The organism is Streptomyces sp. WAC03905, assembly GCF_057371075.1.
On the sequence record NZ_JBXYDZ010000003.1, the window covers coordinates 7114183 to 7129285 of the forward strand.

Genomic DNA, 15103 nt, shown 5'->3' on the forward strand with positions numbered 1-15103 from the left:
GTGTCGGGGTCCGTCGCGGGGAGCAGCCTACGAAGCCCCACGCGCCGGACGCATCCCCAATTCGCCCTGCTATTCGGTGTGCAGGGCCGTCGCGATGGTCGTCCGGGCCGCGGCCCGAGCCGGTACCAGCGCACCCGTGACGGCGATCGCGACACCCGCGAGCAGCAGTCCGGACAGCTGCGGCGCGTCCCATATGTTCTTCATCGCGTCGGGGAAGGCGACGACCCCGACGTTGTCCACGACGAGCCGGTGGGCCAGCATCCCGAGCGGAATGCCCAGCAGTCCGCCGACCGCCCCCACCCCCGCCACCGACGTGACGGTCATCAGCACCACCTGCCGCGGTGTCATCCCGATGGACTTGAGCATGCCGAGGTCCCGCCGGCGCTCCCGGGTGCTCAGGAGGACGGTGTTGAAGACGCCGAGGGACGCCACCACGCTCAACAGGACGGTGAACACGGACGAGAACGCGACGACGGTGGTGGTGCCCGCGTTGCGTGAGTCCGGCACCGTCGCCCGCAGGCCCGGGTCGGCGGCCTCGGCCGCCCGGGCGTACGCCGCGGCGTCGGCGCCCGGCGCGAGACGTACCTCGTACTCGACGGCGCGGGTGTGCGGTGACAGTCGGGCCAGGGTCGGCCAGCCGGCCTCCAGCGCGCGTGCGTTTCCGTCGACGAGCACGCCGACGACCGTCGCGGTGACCTGCCTGCCCTCCAGCGCCAGGGTGACCCGGTCACCCAGCCGCAGGCCGCGCTGGGAGAGGAAGGCGGGCCCGGCCGCGATCTCGCCGTCCGCCGTCGCCGGCCTGCCCCGGGCGATCCGCCCGGACTGCGAGGGGTCGTCCCCGCGGTAGAAGTCGGCGAACACCGACCGGGACTGCCCGGTCATGCGCACCTGGGCCAGCGCGCGGGCCCGTACGTGCTGCGCACCGGGCAGGGACCGCAGGCGTTCCTCGACCTGGTCGTCGGTGAGTCCGGGGGCGGGCCGGCCGTTGCCCGGGGCCCCCGCCTCCACCCGGACGACGGGGCCGCCGCTGCCCCGCCCGGCCTCGTCGAAGGCGAGCATGGTGCTGGTCAGCCCGGTCGCCAGGGTCACCGTGGTCACTCCGAGAACGATCGCCGCCAGGGTCAGTACCGTGCGGCCGGGGCGGGCGAAAGGCTGTCCCAGGCCCAGGCTGACGGCGCGCGGCAGCGGGCTTCCGCCGAGTGCGCGCTGGACGCGCAGTCCGCGGCCCGCGGCGGGGGCGCCGCCCGCGCTGATGGCCCGGGCAGCAGGAAGCCTGTGGGCCCGCAGGGCGGGGACCAGAGCGGCGAGCAGCACCAGCAAGGGCATGCCGAGCAGGCACGCGACCGAGACCCACGCGCCCACGCCGCCGACCGAGGCCCTTCCGGTCTCGATGCCGGAGAACGCGACCTTGAGGATCGGCTCGGCCAGGGAGGTGCCGAGCAGAGTGCCGAGGACGGAGCCGGCGCCGGCCGGCACGGCCATCATCGTCAGGTACACCGCGACCACCTGGTTCGGGGTGAAGCCCAGGGCCTTCAGCACGCCGATGTGGCGGTACCCGGAAACCACCGCGCCGCTGACGACGTTGCCGACGATGAGGGCGGACACCAGCAGGCCCAGGACACCGAACAGCGTCATGAACGGCAGGTAGGTGTCGGCCAGCGCCGAGAAGGCCCGTTTCAGCGTGAGGTGGCTCTGCTGGTGGGTCAGCGACCCCTGGGGCAGTCCGGCGGTCGCCGTGGCGACCGAGGACCGCAACCCGGCCTCCGTCGAGGCGTCCGTGAAGCGGTACAGCATCTGCGCGCCCACGGGCCCCATCGCCGCCATCTGCTCGGGCGACACCCACCCTTCCGCCGACTTCGACATGCTGGCCGCGAAGCCCACGACGCGCAGCGGCGCACCCCCCGGCGCCGCCAGTTCGGTTCCCAGCAGCTCGGGTCCCGGAGTGCCCCCGGACGGCCAGGCGACGACGATCTCCCCGGGAGCGGTCGCCCACCGCCCCTCCAGAACCTCCACCCGGTCGACCGGCCCTCCCGGATCGGCCCGGCCCACCACCGTGAGAGAACCGCCCGGCATCCAGAGCCGGCCGTCGGCAACGTCCACGACGCCCTGCCCGAACGGCCCGGCCGCCGCCTCGACGCCCGGGCGCCGGGCGGTCCGGGCCAGCTGCTCCGGGGTGACCCGCGAGGTGTCGAAGGTCGCCACGACATGGGCCCCGCGCTGGGCGGAGTACGCCTTGTCGAAAGGGCCGGAGGCGGCGTCGAGCAGCCCCAGCGCGAGCAGGACGGTCGTGGTGGAGCAGAGCACGACCAGTCCGATGACGAAGGTCTGGAGCCTGCGGCGCTTCACAGCGGCGCGGGAGGCCCGCCACACGGCGCTCATGCGGTCGCCTCCAGCGCGCTCTGCCGGGCGATCCGGCCGTCGGCGACCTCGACCAGGCGACTGGCGCATCGGCTGGCCAACTCCGGGTCGTGCGTGACGATCAGCAGTGTCTGGCCGATCTGATTCAGGTCGATGAGCAGGTCCATCACCTGCTCTCCCGACCGGCTGTCGAGGGCTCCGGTCGGCTCGTCCGCGAGCAGGATCGCCGGACGGTTCATCAGGGCCCGCGCGACGGCCACGCGTTGACGTTCGCCCCCGCTCAGCGTCGCCGGATAGCTGTTCCTGCGGTCGGCCACGCCGAGCTCGTCGAGGAGCTCCAGGGCCCGGCGCCGCGCCTGCCGGGAGGGGACGCCCGTCAACTGGGCCGCCAGCGCCACGTTGTCCAGGGCGGGCAGGTCGTCGATGAGGTTGAAGAACTGGAAGACCATGCCGATGTGCCGGCGCCGGAACAGCGCCAGCCCGGTCTCGTTGAGGCCGGCCAGGTCCTGCCCCTGTACCTCGACCGTGCCCGACGTCGGCCGGTCCAGCCCGGCCACCATGTTGAGCAGCGTGGACTTGCCGCAGCCGGAGGGACCCATGACGGCCACCGCCTCGCCCGCGCGGATCTCCAGGGTGACGCCGTCCAGGGCCTTCGCGTCGCCGTACTCCTTGTGCACGCCGCCCAGTCGTACGACGGCCTGCCGTGAACTGCCATGATCGGTTGTCATGCCCCGAACCTAGGGCGGGAGCCGGGGGCGGGACGTCAGCCCCCGGATGTAAAGGCCGGGGCAGGTCATCCTGGGGATGTACGAGACCCGTCCGGCACAATGGAGCCGATCACGGGCATGGACCGGCTACGGGTGGGGAGTTGCGGGTGGGGCTGTTCGCCGCCGTCATCGCGAGCTGCCTCTGCGCGGCCGCGGCCGCCGCACTGGGCGTGGCGCTGGTCCGCGCCCGGCGCGGCCACCGGGCGGCGCTCGAGGAGCGCGGCTGGCTGCTGGAGCGGGAGCGGGAGAACGCGGCCCGCAGCGCGGTCGACGCCGAGCGGGCCAGGATCGCCGCCGAACTCCACGACATCGTCAGTCACAACGTCAGCCTGATGGTGGTCCAGGCCGGGGCGGCCCGTGAGGTGCTCGCCACCATGCCGGAGGAGGCCGCGGCGGCGATGGGCGCCGTGGAGCAGGCCGGCCGGAACACCATGACCGAACTGCGGCACCTGCTGGGCCTGCTCGCACCCGCGCAGGACGGCGCGGACGCCCCGTACGGGACCGAGGTGGACGCCGCCACCCGGTTGTCGCCGCAGCCGAGCCTGGCCCGGCTCAGCGCGCTCGTCGACCGCTTCGCCTTCGCGGGCCTCCCGGTGGAGGTGCGCGTGTCCGGCGACCCCCGCCCGCTCCCGGCCGGGATCGACGTCACGGCGTACCGGATCATCCAGGAGGCGCTCACGAACGCCCTCAAACACGGAGAGGGAGGCAGGACACAGGTGTCGGTGCGGTACGCGGAACACGCCCTGCGCGTGGAGGTGTTGAACGGCGGAACGAGCGTCCTCGCGGGACGAGCGGCAGCAGGGACCGGAGCAGCGGGAGGAGCGGGAGCAGCGGGAGCAGCGGACGGGTCCCGGCCCGGACCCGCGCGCCGGACCGGGCCGAAGGCCGAGGGGACCGGGCGGGGCCTCCTCGGCCTGCGCGAACGGGTCGCCGTCTACGGCGGAGACCTCGACGCACGCCGCCGCCTCGGCGGAGGCTACCGGGTCCGCGCCCGCCTCCCCCTGGACCGGCCGTGACCAGCCCCGCCGCCCCCGGCGCGGCCGCCGGGCCGGCGCCCCGCGTCGTGATCGCCGATGACCAGGACCTGGTCCGCACCGGCTTCCGACTGATCCTGACGGCCCGCGGGATCGACGTGGTGGGCGTCGCCGCCGACGGCGCGGAGGCCGTGGCGCAGGTACGCAGGCTGCGTCCGGACGTCGTCCTGCTCGACATCCGCATGCCCGTCATGGACGGCCTGGAAGCCGCCCGGCGCATCCTCGCCGAGACGCCGCACTGCCGGGTGATCATGCTGACCACCTTCGACCTCGACGAGTACGTGTACGCGGCCCTCGCCGCGGGCGCCAGCGGCTTCCTCCTCAAGGACGTCACCCCCGAGCACCTCGCCGCGGCCGTCCGCCTCGTCGGCACCGGTGACGCGTTGCTCGCCCCGTCGATCACCCGGCGCCTGGTGGAGCGCTGCGCCCCGAATGCCGCCGCCCGGGACCGCGTCACGGCGGGGGACACCCACCGCGAACTGGCCGCCCTGACGCCCCGCGAGCGCGAGGTGCTGACCCTGATGGGCCAAGGGCTGTCCAACTCGGAACTGGCGCGGGAGCTGACCCTCAGCGAAGCCACCGTGAAGACCCATGTGGCGCGCATCTTCGCGAAGTTGTCCTTGCGTGACCGGGCGCAGGCCGTGGTCCTCGCCTACGAGACGGGCCTCGTGACTCCGGGCACCCCCACCGGCAGGCCCGGCCCGAGCTGACGGGCCCTCACGGCACCAGGCCGGCCACGACGTCGAGCGGCAGAGCGGGGTTCCCGACGGCCGCCTCGACCACCGCCGGGTCAGGGTCGGCGAGGAGGGCGGCGACGACCGACGCCGGGAGGGCCGGATGGGCGGCGGCACGTACCCGCGCCTTTCCGTCGGCCAGGCAGTGCAGCAGGGCCTCGGCGGTCGCGTTCGGGTGCGAGGCGATCTCCCGCAGAGCCCGCCGCGCCGACGGCACGTGCCGGGCCAGCTCCGCCAACAGGTCCCCGGGCGCGTCCGGGTTGGCCGCCACCCCCGCGAGGACCTGTCGGCCGTGCAACGCCACCATGGCCCGCAGCCGCCCCGCCGACAGGCCCGGGTGCGGGGCCACGGCCTTGGCCACGGAGGCGTCGGGGTCGGCCGCCAGTGCGTCGCGCACCTGGGCCGGCAGGTCGTGCCGGTGCGCCACGAGCTTCCGTACGCTCCCGAGCGCCGACGCGGCCGCCTCGATGAGCTCCTCCGCGGTGGCGGCGGAGATCCGCGGCAGTGGATGCGGACCCAGCCGGGTCGTGGGGGCCAGCCGGGCCAGGACGTCGAACGGCACCCGGGGGTGCTGTGCCACGGCCCGCCGTACCTCGGCGTCGGGGTCGGCGGCCAGGAGGCGGCTCACCTCGGGGCCGGTCCCCGGGTTCCGCGCGAGGGCGGCCCGTATCACGGGCTCGGGAGACTCGGCGAGGCCGGCGTAGACGCGCGCGGGCAGACCGGGGTGCTCGGCGACGGCCCGCCGCAGCAGTGGGGAGGGGTGTTCCGCGAAGGCCGCCACGGCGTCCGGGGGAGCGGCCGGGTTGGACAGGGCCCGCTGCCATGTCGCGTGGACGGTCGAGCCGTGCGCCCACCGGGCGGGCTCCGGCCCGTCGCCGACGAGCAGGGCGGCGAGCGCGGCGGCCGGAACGGCCTCGTTGGAGGCCACCGCGTGCCGGACCTCGGCGTGCGGGTGGCGGGCGAGGCGGGCCGCCACCGGGGTGGACGTCGTCCACAGCGCGATTTCGGCGGCCACCTCCGGGTCGGGGTCGGCCGCCAGCGCTTCCTCGACCTCCGGGGACAGCCCGGGGCAGGAGGCGAGCCGCCGGCGGAGGTCCGGGTCCGGGTCGGCGGCGAACCGCCGCGCCCACTCGGGGAGGCCGCGGCCCTCGTCGAGGAGGGCGAGCGCTGCCGGCGGCGATACCGCAGGGTCGACGTCGGCGGCGGCCAGGTGTCCGGCGCGGGCCAGATGTGCGGCGGTGTCCTCGTCGAGCGAGGCCAGGGCCGCCACCTGGGCGGGAGTGAGGTCCGCGCGCACGGCCAGGGTCCACACCAGCATGTCGCAGGGGTCGGGATCCGCCACGGTCAGCGCGACCAGCCGGTCGACCAGCTCCGGCGGCAGCGCAGGGCGGGTGGCAAGGCCCATGACGAGGGGGTTCAGGAGTGGGCTCCGGGTTGTGTGGTGGGGTGGCGGGGGCCGGCGGGAGTCGGGTGGGCCGAGGAGGCGGCCGTCGCCAGGGCCTCGGCCAGTACCTCCGTACGGGGGTCCGTGCGACGGCGGCGCGGCAGCACCAGGCCGATGTGCCGGAACGGGCGCGGGGGTCCGACGCGAACCGCGACCGACTCCGCGGAGCCGGCCAACGGCAGAGTCGGAGTGGTCGTCGACCAGGTCTGCTCCTCGCCGCTCCAGGCCGCGGTCGGGAACGGCTCGGACGGCGGCTCCGGTACCGGGTCGTCGGGGCGGGTGCCGCCGCCTCGCCCTGCTCATACGACCGCGCCTACGCCCTGGACAACGGCCGGGCCGGGGCCCTGGGCTTCACCTTCGGCCGCGTCGCCGACCGGCTGCCCGGGGCGGTTGCCGAGACCGCGTGACCCGGTCAGGACGACGCCGGCAGGCCGAGGATCTCCAGGATGCCCTCCGCGTACGCCGCCGTGCCGGAGGCCGGGACGGCCGCCAGCTCCAGCCGGAAGCCGTCCACCCCGGTACGGATGAAGGCGGCGCACTGCCCGTGCAGCCCGGCCTCGTGCGTACCGCCGTCGTCCACCGTGCACAGCAGCGCCAGCAGCGTCCACAGCAGTGCCTCGCGGGTGGCCCGCCGGGGCGGCCGCGCGGACCACACCGCCATCAGCACGGCACACACCGCCGGAGCCGGCGGCTTCAGGTGCTGCGCGAAGAAGGCATGCCCCTCCAGCGCGTGGAACGCCGCGGGATGTCCCTCCGCGGCGTCGCGCACGGCGTCCACGAGATGACCCGCCGAGCGGCCGCAGCCGCACTCGATGCCCTCCCAGTCGTGCCGTGCGATCTCCGCCATCACGGAGTCCGGAACCATCGGACTGCGCGGTAGCGCGCTCAGGCGCCGCAGAGCGTGCGGCTGCTTCTCACTCCCCCTCATGCGCCACAGTATGAGCCAGGCCGGATCGCGCAGCGAGAGGGGGCGGAACCGGATCACACGGACGGCCGTCTGAGACGCCGTGTGGATGAAACGAAGGATCCTTTTTCTGCTGTTCGCCCTGCTCGCGACCCAGGTGGGTGCGCTCGTCGACCCCGCCTACGCCTGCGGCTGCGGTGCGATGATCCCCGACGGCCGGACCGCCATCGGCGTCCACCGGGAGACCTCCGTCGTGCGCTGGGACGGGCGCACGGAACAGATCGTCATGCGCTTCACGGTCGGCGGGAACGCGCAGCGGGCCGCATGGATCATGCCGGTACCGGGCCGGGCCACGGTGGAGCTCGGCGACGGCGACATGTTCGACGAACTGCGCGAGCTGACCCGGCCCGAGCGCAGGACCCGCAGCTACTTCTGGCCGCGCAACGGCGACTGGCCCTTCTCCGACCTCGACGGCGACAGCGCGGGCGCCCCCGCCCCGGGCGCCGCACCGCCCGTCGGCGTCGTCGGCCGCGAGCAGCTCGGAGACTTCGACGTCGCCCGGCTGACCGCCACCGACCCCGACGCCCTCGGGAACTGGCTGGAGAGCAACGGCTTCGAGCTCCCCGACCGCCTCGCCACCGAGGTCGAGCCGTACGTCGACCAGCACTGGGAGTACGTGGCGATACGCCTCGCCCCGCGCGACGCCGGAAAGGGCAAGGTGCTCCGCGGCGACCTGGACCCGCTGAGGATCCGCTTCGACAGTGACCGGCTGGTCTACCCGATGCGGCTGTCCCGCATGGCGAAGACACCGCAGTCACTCGGCCTGTACGTACTGGCGGACCACCGGATGGAACCCGCCACCCCCATCGGCGGCTCCGCGCCGAAGGTGACCTTCGCGGGCACCATCGAGCCGAAGGGCGCCCCGCTCGCCGCGCTCGCCGACGGGAAGCCGGTGTTCCTGACGGCGATCGACCAGGAGTTCCCGGATCCGGGCCGCATCGACGCGGACCACGAACTGCGCGCGACGGCGAAGGACACCCCGTACCGCCGGGCCGTCTACCGCAACGAACTGCTCACGGTGGGCGGCATCCCCGTCTGGCTCCTGACGGTCGCGGCGGCCCTCGCGGCGCTCGGCTCCACCGCCTACGCCCTGATCCGCCGCAGTCGCCGTCGCGGTGGCGCCCGCCGCGGGCCGGCCGCCAGGTCGGCGCACATGCCGCGCGGGGACTCCGGGGCGTAGCCGAGGGCGAATGCGCCGGTGCCCGTTCCTCCGGTCACCCGGGTCGTCCGCGTCGCGGGCACCGGCACCGGCACCGGCAACGCCACCGGCGCCCGCGCCCGTGGGCGGCCACACGGCCTGGCCCGGCACGACCGGGGCGCCGAAACGCGCGAACGCGCCCCAGTAACGCTTCATCCGGTTCCCGAGCGCCACCTGGCCCGGCGTCAGCGGACGCTCGCCCAGGGGGCGCCCGCAGGATCGCCCTGCTGGCGCCGTGCATGCGGCCGCTCACGCGGACCGTCGTGGACTACCTCACCCACGAGGGAATCGAGGTACTGGACGACGAGGCCCTGGAGATCCCGGACAACCTCGATGTCGCCGCCCACGACCCGGGCGCCTGCCGGGCCTCGCCCGGGCCTGGACCACTCGGACGCGGACGCGGTCGTGCTCTCGGCGTGGGTGCAGATGCCCTCACTCGGCGCGATCGAGGAGACCGAACAGCTCCTGGGCAAGCCCGTCGTGTCCGCTGCGGTCTGCACCGCCCACCAACTGCTCCGGGCCCTGAATTCGGACGCCTTCGTCCCGGGCGCGGGCCACCTGCTCTCCGGCGCGCACGCCCGGTCCCCGCTGCCGGACACTCGCTAGCGCATGGGAGGCGGGACCGTGTAGTTCGGGATCGACGGGTCCTTCGGGTCGAAGGGCGAAGGCTTCCAGGTGGGGAGCGGCGGCCGGTCGGGCGCGGGGGGCGGGTCGGAGCCCCGGTGGGGGTTCTGCGGGACGGCCGGCGCACCGGGCGCCGTCCGCTGCGGTACCGGCCCGCCGGTGGCCGACGGCCCCGGCCCGGCGGCCGGCGCCGAGGGCGCGGCGGACGGCTGCACGGCCGCCGGCTCCGAGGGGGAGGGAGCCGGCGGAGCGGTGGCCGGAGTGGAGGCGGGCACCGGCGCTGCCGGCTTCGCACCGGCCGCCTCGCCCGAGCAACCGCCCAGTGCCAGCGCCCCCGCCAGCGCCACGACCACGGCACCGGTGACGCTGCGTACGCCGCGCCCGGCGTCACCCCCTGCTCCGGCCCGGCCCGCAAGGCGTTCGCTGAAGCCCACCATCACCACCCACCCTCCCCGCACGGCCCGTCCGTCCGGCCGATCCTACGGCCGCCCGCCGCCCTCCGGGCATGGAGCCGTCCCAGGGCCACCCCCTGCTCACGCGTCCTAAGGAGCGTCCTCGCCCGTACGGGAGAGGGCGAACACCCCCGCGCAGACCAGGGCGACGCCCAGCAGCTGCGGGAGGAGCCACCAGCCCGACCGGAGGTGCTCCTCGTACAGGACCACGCCCAGCGCGATGCTGAGGCTCGCGTCGCCGAGGGTCAGGGCGGGCTGCGAGGCGACCAGCGGGCCGCCCTGCATGGCGTGTTCGAGCAGCAGCAGCGCGCAGATGCCGCTCACGCCGAACGCGTACGTCTCCCAGCTGGTCAGGAAACCGCCGATGCCCCGGTCCTCCAGGACGTGCACGGAGGACTTCATCAGGGCGGCCGTGAGCGCGTAGCAGACGGCGGTGGCCGCGCCGAGGCAGGCGGCCCGCGCACGACCGGGCGGGCGCCGGAGACCGGCGACGGCGAGCAGGGCCACGATCACCGCGCAGGCGGGCAGCGCCACCACCCACCGCTCGGCGGGCACGTCGGTGCGGTTGCCGGCGGGCGAGGCGGCCACGAGCGCGACCCCGAGGCCCGCCACCACACCCGCCACGGCCAGCCAGACCGCTCCCGGCAGTCGTTGCCGCGTCAGCAGGGAGGCGATCAGCAGGGCCAGCGGCAGCTCCAGCACGAACAGCGGCTGTACGAGCGCCAGCGCGCCCGTGGCCAGCGCCGCGGCCTGCCCGGCCCCGGCCGCGATCACGGCCAGGATGCCCGCGACCCACACCGGCCGGCGCAACAGGTCCAGGACCAGGCCGAAGCGGAAGCCCTCGCCCTGCGGCACGGTGAGCGCGGCCCGCCGCTGGAGCACGGTGGCCAGCGCGTTGCTGAAAGCCGCGAACAGCGCGAAGAGGACCGGCAGGACGACGCCCATGTCCCGATCCTCACCGCGCCCGCCGCCCGGCCGTGCCGCGACACCGGGCCGTGGGCGTCGCGGTGCCCGCATTCCCCCGTCCGGACCTGCCGGAGGGCGGTTCAGCGGCGCGCGGCGGCGACCGCCCGGTCCAGGGTCAGGGCCGCGAGGGCTGCGGGTGCGCCGGACTGGCCGCGGATGCCGGGGAAGGCGTTGACGTCCACGATCAGGGGGGCGCCGCCGCCGGTGTCGATGACGTCCACGCCGTAGACGTCCAGGGCGAACACCGCTCCGACCCGGCGCACGAGATCTGCCCATCCTGCGGGCAGTTCGTCCGCGGCCAGGGGACGGGTGGGGCCGCGCCCCCCGGGGGAGAGCTCGGACCGGCGCAGGGCCGAGAAGACCCGGTCGCCGATGGCCCAGAGCTTGTGGTCCCAGCCGTTGTTGGGCGCGTAGTCCTGCACCACCACGGGCTCCCGGGGCCAGACCCGCGCCAACTCCCGCAGCCCCGCGGCGTCGTCGGCGCGGGCGACCAGGTCGCCGCGCCGGCTGCGCCGGCTCTTGACCACGAGGGGCGCCGACGGGTGTGCCTCCCGCGCCCACGACCCCAGGGCGCCGACGGTACGGGTCGCCGCGAACGGCAGCCCGGCCCGCAGGGCGAGCGCCGCCATCTCCGTCCGGTCCTGGCACAGGGCGGTGGCCGCCGCCGTGTTGATCACCGGTGCCCCGCGCCGCTCCAGGTCGCGCGCGAGGGCCAGCGCCCGCGGCGTCCGCGACTTCAGCAGGTACACATCGGCCAGGGGCGGGGGTACGTCCAGGGCCGTGCCCGGATCGAGCACTTCCACCTCGTGCTCCGCGGCGAGGAGGGCGGTGGTGTCCGCCAGCAGCGGGTGTCCCGGTTCCGGGGTGATCAGGCCGATCCTCATACGGCATCACTCGCGGCGGTGGTGACCTGCGCGGTGACCTGGGCCGACGACTGCGAGGGGATCGACAGGGGGAGCGTGTGGGGGAGCGCCGCGGGCGCCATCGCCGTCGCTGCACCGCCGTTCCGGGCCAGCCCCAGGACGGCGCGGGCGACCCGCGCCGCCGCGTCGGGCACCTGGCGGAAACTCGGGAAGTCGTTGACGTCGACCACCACCGGCCCGTCGGGACCGAGCAGCACGTCCACCCCGTACAGCTCCAGCCCGTACACCGCCCCCACCTGGACGGCGATCGCCGCCACCTCCGCCGACAGCGGTACCCGGCGCTCGCGCACCGACGGGTCCGGGTGCAGCGGTGAGCAGCGTTCGGTGGCGAACAGCTCACCGCCGACCGCGTACACCTTGATGTCCGTACCCGAGTTGGGCACGTACGGCTGGGCGATGAGCATGCCCTCGCCCGCCAGCGCGGGCAGCAGCCGCTCCAGGCACCCGGGCGAGGACACCAGGTGCACCGCCCGTCCGGAGCTGCCGTCGGCGGGCTTGACGACGAGGGGGTACTCGGCCGCCGGTACCTCCCCGAGCAGCTCGGGGCGGGCCACCGCGTACGTGGTCGGCAGCGGCAGCCCGCGGCTGCGCCCGATGGCGGCGGCCAGTGCCTTGTCCCGTACCCCCCGGATCGAACGGGCGTCGTTGACGGTGGTCAGCCCGGCCGCGGCGGCGGCTTCGAGGAGCGTCAGCCCCGGGCCGCCCGACACCGTCTTGAGCACCCAGGCGTCGTGGGCACCCGCGTCCACCGCCTCGGTCATGCGCAGCAGCGAGCCGCCCGGCCGCACGACGTCCACGTCGTGCCCCCACGCGGTCAGCTGCCCGATCACCTCGTTCGGCATACCGTCGTGGCGGTAGTGCTCCTCCACCAGGAAGCAGAGCCTCATCGACCTTCCCCAAAATCCCGGACGTCCGCCGAATCCGCCCGGCGAGTTGTGACGCCACAGGATGTCATGGACCGCAATGTGATGATCGGTCCGCCTGTGGGCTTCCTTGTCGCGCCACCCGGCCGGCTCGGTTCGCTGCCGGACCGGGCGGAGGCGCCGGAAATCCGGGTGAATGATCGGACAAACGGCTGCTAGGTTGATCGCGTGCCGAAGCTGAATCAGATCATCGCAGTCGAAAAGGGCGTCAAGTCCAAGTCGCTCCAGGAACTCACCCAGGCCCACCACGACGTGCAGAAGCCCGCCCTGCTGGCCGGGATCTCGCGGACGTACCAGCCCAAGGACGAGGAGGGCGAGCAGCTGCCGCCCGAGTCCACCCGGGTGCAGGTCAAGGCGGAGGACGTGCTGCGCGCGACGGCGGGAACGCTCACGCGGCTCTTCGACGTGACGGCCACCAAGGACTACGCCAACCGCAGCGCCGCCGCGGACGTGGTCGTGGACGGTACGGTCCTGCTGGCCCAAGTGCCCGTGCCCTACCTGCTCTTCCTGGAGAAGCAGCTCACCGACCTGCACACCTTCGTGCGGAAGCTGCCGGTGCTGGACGCCTCCGAGTCCTGGAACCTGGACCCCTCGACGGACTCCTGGAAGACGGACCCCGTGCGCACGATCCGCACGAAGAAGGTGCCGCGCAACCACGTCAAGGCCGAGGCCACCGAGAAGCACCCGGCGCAGGTCGAGGTCTACTACGAGGACGTGCCCGTCGGGTACTGGACGACCGTGAAGTTCTCCGGCGCGCTGCCCGCCCGCAGGGTGAACGAGCTGCTCGACCGGGTCGAGAAGCTCCAGCAGGCCGTCAAGTTCGCCCGCGAGGAGGCCAACAGCGCCGAGGTCACCGACCAGCGGGTCGGGGACGCGGTGTTCGGCTACCTGTTCAGGTAGCCCCTACGAACCCCTCCTGTATGTCTGCAGGAGGTGCGCGAGAGCGCAAGCTGAAACTGATGTTGAAGCTGAAACAGGGGTGTCAGTTGGGGGTTCGAATCCCTCCCCCGGCATTGCGTGCCGGGGTGGCCCAAGTCGGCAGAGGCGGCCCCTTGAATCTCAGATTCTCGCTCCAGTCTCAGTATTCGCCGCCGAACACCGGATCGACCGAGCGTGGACGACCATCGATGGACGGGGGTTCAAGTCCCTCCTGTGCCTCTCCGTGGCACGGTAGTTCAAAGGTAGAACACGTCGATCTCAGAATGATCCGCGACTCTTAAACGTGCCGGTGTGCGCAATTGGGTGGCAAACAGGAGCCCGGGAGCTGGATATGCTCCCGGGCTCCGTCACGTCCGCGGACCGTCACACGTCCGCGGACCGTCACACGGGCACGGACACGAACGTCCGGCCGGCCTCGTTCTCGACCATGACGGCCTTGACGTCCGACCGGTCGACCGCCGCCGAACCGTCCAGCCCCGCGCCCTTGGCCTCGCCGTTCTCCTGGCTGCCCACGACCCAGCTGCCCGCGGTGGTGCGCGTACCGTCCTTCGAGACCACGATCAGTCGGCAGCGCTCCCCCTGCGGCACTCCCGTGACCGCCGCCCGCAACCGCACCCACTTCGTGGCCGGAGTCATCTGCACCGTCATCCGCGCGCCCGTGCGCGCATCGGTCGCCGAGTGGAGCGTCGTCCCCCTGGGCGGGGGCGAGGGGTCCGCCGAAGCGGTCGGGGACGGGGGAGCGGGCAGTGCGACGCCTCCCGGCTCGCCGGAGCCCAGCTGCGTACCGGCCCAGAACACGGCGGCCAGTGACGCCGCGACGGCCAGACCCGTGAACGCCGCGCGCCGGCGTGCGGCACCGGCACGCTCGCCCCGCATCTGCCGCAGGGTGCGCTGGAGCAGCAGGTCACCGCCCTGCGGCGGTCCGTCGAGGAACGCCTCCTCGGGCACCTCGCCCAGTGCCGCCTCCATCTCGCGCAACGCGGCCACCTCCTCCCGGCACTGCACGCACCCGCTCATGTGTCCCTCGACCCGGCGGACCTCCTCGGCGTCCAGGACGCCGAGCACGTACGGGCCGAGCAGTTCCTCCTCGTGCCGCTGCCGGTTCATGCCACCACCTCACGCAGTCCGGCCGGCTGCTGGGGCGGCCTGCCCGATCGTTTTCCGTCTCTTGTGCCGCTCTCCCGGAAGCCGTCGTCCCGGAAGACGTCGCGCAGGGCCTTGAGCGCGTAGTGCGAACGCGACTTGACCGTACCCGCCGGGATGCCGAGCGTGTCGGCGGCCTCCGCCACGCTGAGCTGCCGGTAGTACAACTCCTTCAGCACGTCACGGTGTTCCGGGGACAGCCGGTCCAGGGCGCCCAGCACCGTCATGCTGTCCACCACGGAGTCGGCGTGGTCCGCCTCCACCGGGGGAGCGGCCGAGGAACCGGAGACCTCCGGCGGCCGGGCCGCCCTGGCCCGGTACCGGTCGGTGATGATGTTCCGGGCCACGGTGAGCAGCCAGCCGCGCACCGAACCCTTTCCGTTGACCAGGACCTCGGAGTGCCGCCAGGCGCGTATCAGCGTCTCCTGCACGATGTCCTCGGCGGTGGCCCGGTCCCCGGTCAGCCGGGTGGCGTACGCGAGCAGGGCGTGGCCGTGCTCCTCGTACACCGACTTGATCAGTGCCTCATCGGTCGAGCCCCGCCGAGTGCGGGGCCACAGTGGTCCGGCCATCTCACCCTCTCCGTCTTCCTCGCTTGCGTGGTGCGGTCGGAACACGCGGGCGGGGCCGATCC

At 74.2% G+C, this 15103-nt stretch carries 16 protein-coding genes; 5 read left to right on the plus strand and 11 right to left on the minus strand.

Features of this window, described 5'->3' with window-relative positions; translation table 11 throughout:
• Positions 1-69: 69 nt before the first annotated feature.
• Both AC2RP6_RS34605 and AC2RP6_RS34610 read right to left on the minus strand, forming a co-directional pair.
• Complete coding sequence (locus AC2RP6_RS34605) at positions 70-2379, minus strand: FtsX-like permease family protein (protein ID WP_486449771.1); 2310 nt, start codon at positions 2377-2379, stop codon at positions 70-72.
• Positions 2376-3086: an ABC transporter ATP-binding protein gene (locus AC2RP6_RS34610; protein WP_486449772.1), complete on the minus strand. Its 711-nt coding sequence runs from the start codon at positions 3084-3086 to the stop codon at positions 2376-2378. Before AC2RP6_RS34610 ends, AC2RP6_RS34605 begins: the two co-directional genes overlap by 4 nt.
• A 146-nt stretch (positions 3087-3232) precedes the next feature.
• On the opposite strand from AC2RP6_RS34610, the gene AC2RP6_RS34615 reads away from it, so the two are divergent.
• Together AC2RP6_RS34615 and AC2RP6_RS34620 are read left to right on the plus strand one after the other, a co-directional pair.
• Positions 3233-4141, plus strand: a complete 909-nt coding sequence (locus tag AC2RP6_RS34615; RefSeq protein ID WP_486449773.1) for a sensor histidine kinase — start codon at positions 3233-3235, stop codon at positions 4139-4141.
• Positions 4138-4869, plus strand: coding sequence for a response regulator (locus AC2RP6_RS34620; protein ID WP_486449774.1), 732 nt, complete (start codon positions 4138-4140; stop codon positions 4867-4869). The genes AC2RP6_RS34615 and AC2RP6_RS34620 overlap by 4 nt, the downstream gene beginning before the upstream one ends.
• Before the next feature lie 7 nt (positions 4870-4876).
• Here AC2RP6_RS34620 and AC2RP6_RS34625 read toward each other — a convergent pair whose 3' ends face one another.
• The 3 genes from AC2RP6_RS34625 to AC2RP6_RS34635 all read right to left on the minus strand — a co-directional run bounded on the left by AC2RP6_RS34625 (position 4877) and on the right by AC2RP6_RS34635 (position 7265).
• Complete coding sequence (locus AC2RP6_RS34625) at positions 4877-6298, minus strand: hypothetical protein (RefSeq protein ID WP_486449775.1); 1422 nt, start codon at positions 6296-6298, stop codon at positions 4877-4879.
• Positions 6299-6309: 11 nt separating this feature from the next.
• Positions 6310-6513: a hypothetical protein gene (locus AC2RP6_RS34630; RefSeq protein ID WP_486449776.1), complete on the minus strand. Its 204-nt coding sequence runs from the start codon at positions 6511-6513 to the stop codon at positions 6310-6312.
• A gap of 236 nt (positions 6514-6749) precedes the next feature.
• Positions 6750-7265 (minus strand): hypothetical protein, encoded by a 516-nt coding sequence (locus AC2RP6_RS34635; protein ID WP_486449777.1) that lies wholly within the window; start codon positions 7263-7265, stop codon positions 6750-6752.
• Between the two features lie 85 nt (positions 7266-7350).
• Between AC2RP6_RS34635 and AC2RP6_RS34640 the strand changes: the two genes are divergently transcribed.
• Both AC2RP6_RS34640 and AC2RP6_RS34645 read left to right on the plus strand, forming a co-directional pair.
• On the plus strand, positions 7351-8481 hold the full coding sequence (locus tag AC2RP6_RS34640) for a DUF2330 domain-containing protein (protein WP_486449778.1): 1131 nt from the start codon (positions 7351-7353) through the stop codon (positions 8479-8481).
• 351 nt (positions 8482-8832) lie between these two features.
• Positions 8833-9105: a hypothetical protein gene (locus tag AC2RP6_RS34645; RefSeq protein WP_486449779.1), complete on the plus strand. Its 273-nt coding sequence runs from the start codon at positions 8833-8835 to the stop codon at positions 9103-9105.
• Here AC2RP6_RS34645 and AC2RP6_RS34650 read toward each other — a convergent pair.
• The 4 genes from AC2RP6_RS34650 to AC2RP6_RS34665 all read right to left on the minus strand — a co-directional run bounded on the left by AC2RP6_RS34650 (position 9102) and on the right by AC2RP6_RS34665 (position 12351).
• On the minus strand, positions 9102-9560 hold the full coding sequence (locus AC2RP6_RS34650; RefSeq protein ID WP_486449780.1) for a hypothetical protein: 459 nt from the start codon (positions 9558-9560) through the stop codon (positions 9102-9104). The two genes, AC2RP6_RS34645 and AC2RP6_RS34650, sit on opposite strands and share 4 nt — an antisense overlap.
• Before the next feature lie 105 nt (positions 9561-9665).
• Positions 9666-10520 carry a DMT family transporter gene (locus AC2RP6_RS34655; RefSeq protein WP_486449781.1) on the minus strand — a complete coding sequence of 285 codons (855 nt, stop codon included), beginning with the start codon at positions 10518-10520 and terminating at the stop codon, positions 9666-9668.
• 101 nt (positions 10521-10621) lie between these two features.
• The gene (locus tag AC2RP6_RS34660) at positions 10622-11425 is read right to left on the minus strand and encodes an ATP-grasp domain-containing protein (protein WP_486449782.1); all 804 of its coding nucleotides are present in this window, start codon (positions 11423-11425) and stop codon (positions 10622-10624) included.
• Positions 11422-12351: an ATP-grasp domain-containing protein gene (locus AC2RP6_RS34665; RefSeq protein ID WP_486449783.1), complete on the minus strand. Its 930-nt coding sequence runs from the start codon at positions 12349-12351 to the stop codon at positions 11422-11424. The genes AC2RP6_RS34660 and AC2RP6_RS34665 overlap by 4 nt, the downstream gene beginning before the upstream one ends.
• A gap of 204 nt (positions 12352-12555) precedes the next feature.
• Here AC2RP6_RS34665 and AC2RP6_RS34670 point away from each other — a divergent pair, with 204 nt between their 5' ends.
• Positions 12556-13287, plus strand: a complete 732-nt coding sequence (locus tag AC2RP6_RS34670) for a DUF7873 family protein (protein ID WP_030654325.1) — start codon at positions 12556-12558, stop codon at positions 13285-13287.
• 420 nt (positions 13288-13707) lie between these two features.
• On the opposite strand, the gene AC2RP6_RS34675 is transcribed toward AC2RP6_RS34670, so the two are convergent.
• Positions 13708-14433 carry an anti-sigma factor family protein gene (locus AC2RP6_RS34675; protein ID WP_486449784.1) on the minus strand — a complete coding sequence of 242 codons (726 nt, stop codon included), beginning with the start codon at positions 14431-14433 and terminating at the stop codon, positions 13708-13710.
• The gene (locus AC2RP6_RS34680) at positions 14430-15041 is read right to left on the minus strand and encodes a sigma-70 family RNA polymerase sigma factor (protein ID WP_486449785.1); all 612 of its coding nucleotides are present in this window, start codon (positions 15039-15041) and stop codon (positions 14430-14432) included. The genes AC2RP6_RS34675 and AC2RP6_RS34680 overlap by 4 nt, the downstream gene beginning before the upstream one ends.
• Between the last annotated feature and the right edge of the window lie 62 nt (positions 15042-15103).

Coding starts and splice junctions, on each gene's coding strand:
- AC2RP6_RS34635 (WP_486449777.1), bottom strand. CDS start 7,265: ATGAGGGGGAGTGAGAAGCAGCCGCACGCTCTGCGGCGCCTGAGCGCG.
- AC2RP6_RS34625 (WP_486449775.1), bottom strand. CDS start 6,298: ATGGGCCTTGCCACCCGCCCTGCGCTGCCGCCGGAGCTGGTCGACCGG.
- AC2RP6_RS34660 (WP_486449782.1), bottom strand. CDS start 11,425: ATGAGGATCGGCCTGATCACCCCGGAACCGGGACACCCGCTGCTGGCG.
- AC2RP6_RS34655 (WP_486449781.1), bottom strand. CDS start 10,520: ATGGGCGTCGTCCTGCCGGTCCTCTTCGCGCTGTTCGCGGCTTTCAGC.
- AC2RP6_RS34650 (WP_486449780.1), bottom strand. CDS start 9,560: ATGGTGGGCTTCAGCGAACGCCTTGCGGGCCGGGCCGGAGCAGGGGGT.
- AC2RP6_RS34675 (WP_486449784.1), bottom strand. CDS start 14,433: ATGAACCGGCAGCGGCACGAGGAGGAACTGCTCGGCCCGTACGTGCTC.
- AC2RP6_RS34645 (WP_486449779.1), top strand. CDS start 8,833: ATGTCGCCGCCCACGACCCGGGCGCCTGCCGGGCCTCGCCCGGGCCTG.
- AC2RP6_RS34610 (WP_486449772.1), bottom strand. CDS start 3,086: ATGACAACCGATCATGGCAGTTCACGGCAGGCCGTCGTACGACTGGGC.
- AC2RP6_RS34640 (WP_486449778.1), top strand. CDS start 7,351: ATGAAACGAAGGATCCTTTTTCTGCTGTTCGCCCTGCTCGCGACCCAG.
- AC2RP6_RS34680 (WP_486449785.1), bottom strand. CDS start 15,041: ATGGCCGGACCACTGTGGCCCCGCACTCGGCGGGGCTCGACCGATGAG.
- AC2RP6_RS34605 (WP_486449771.1), bottom strand. CDS start 2,379: ATGAGCGCCGTGTGGCGGGCCTCCCGCGCCGCTGTGAAGCGCCGCAGG.
- AC2RP6_RS34665 (WP_486449783.1), bottom strand. CDS start 12,351: ATGAGGCTCTGCTTCCTGGTGGAGGAGCACTACCGCCACGACGGTATG.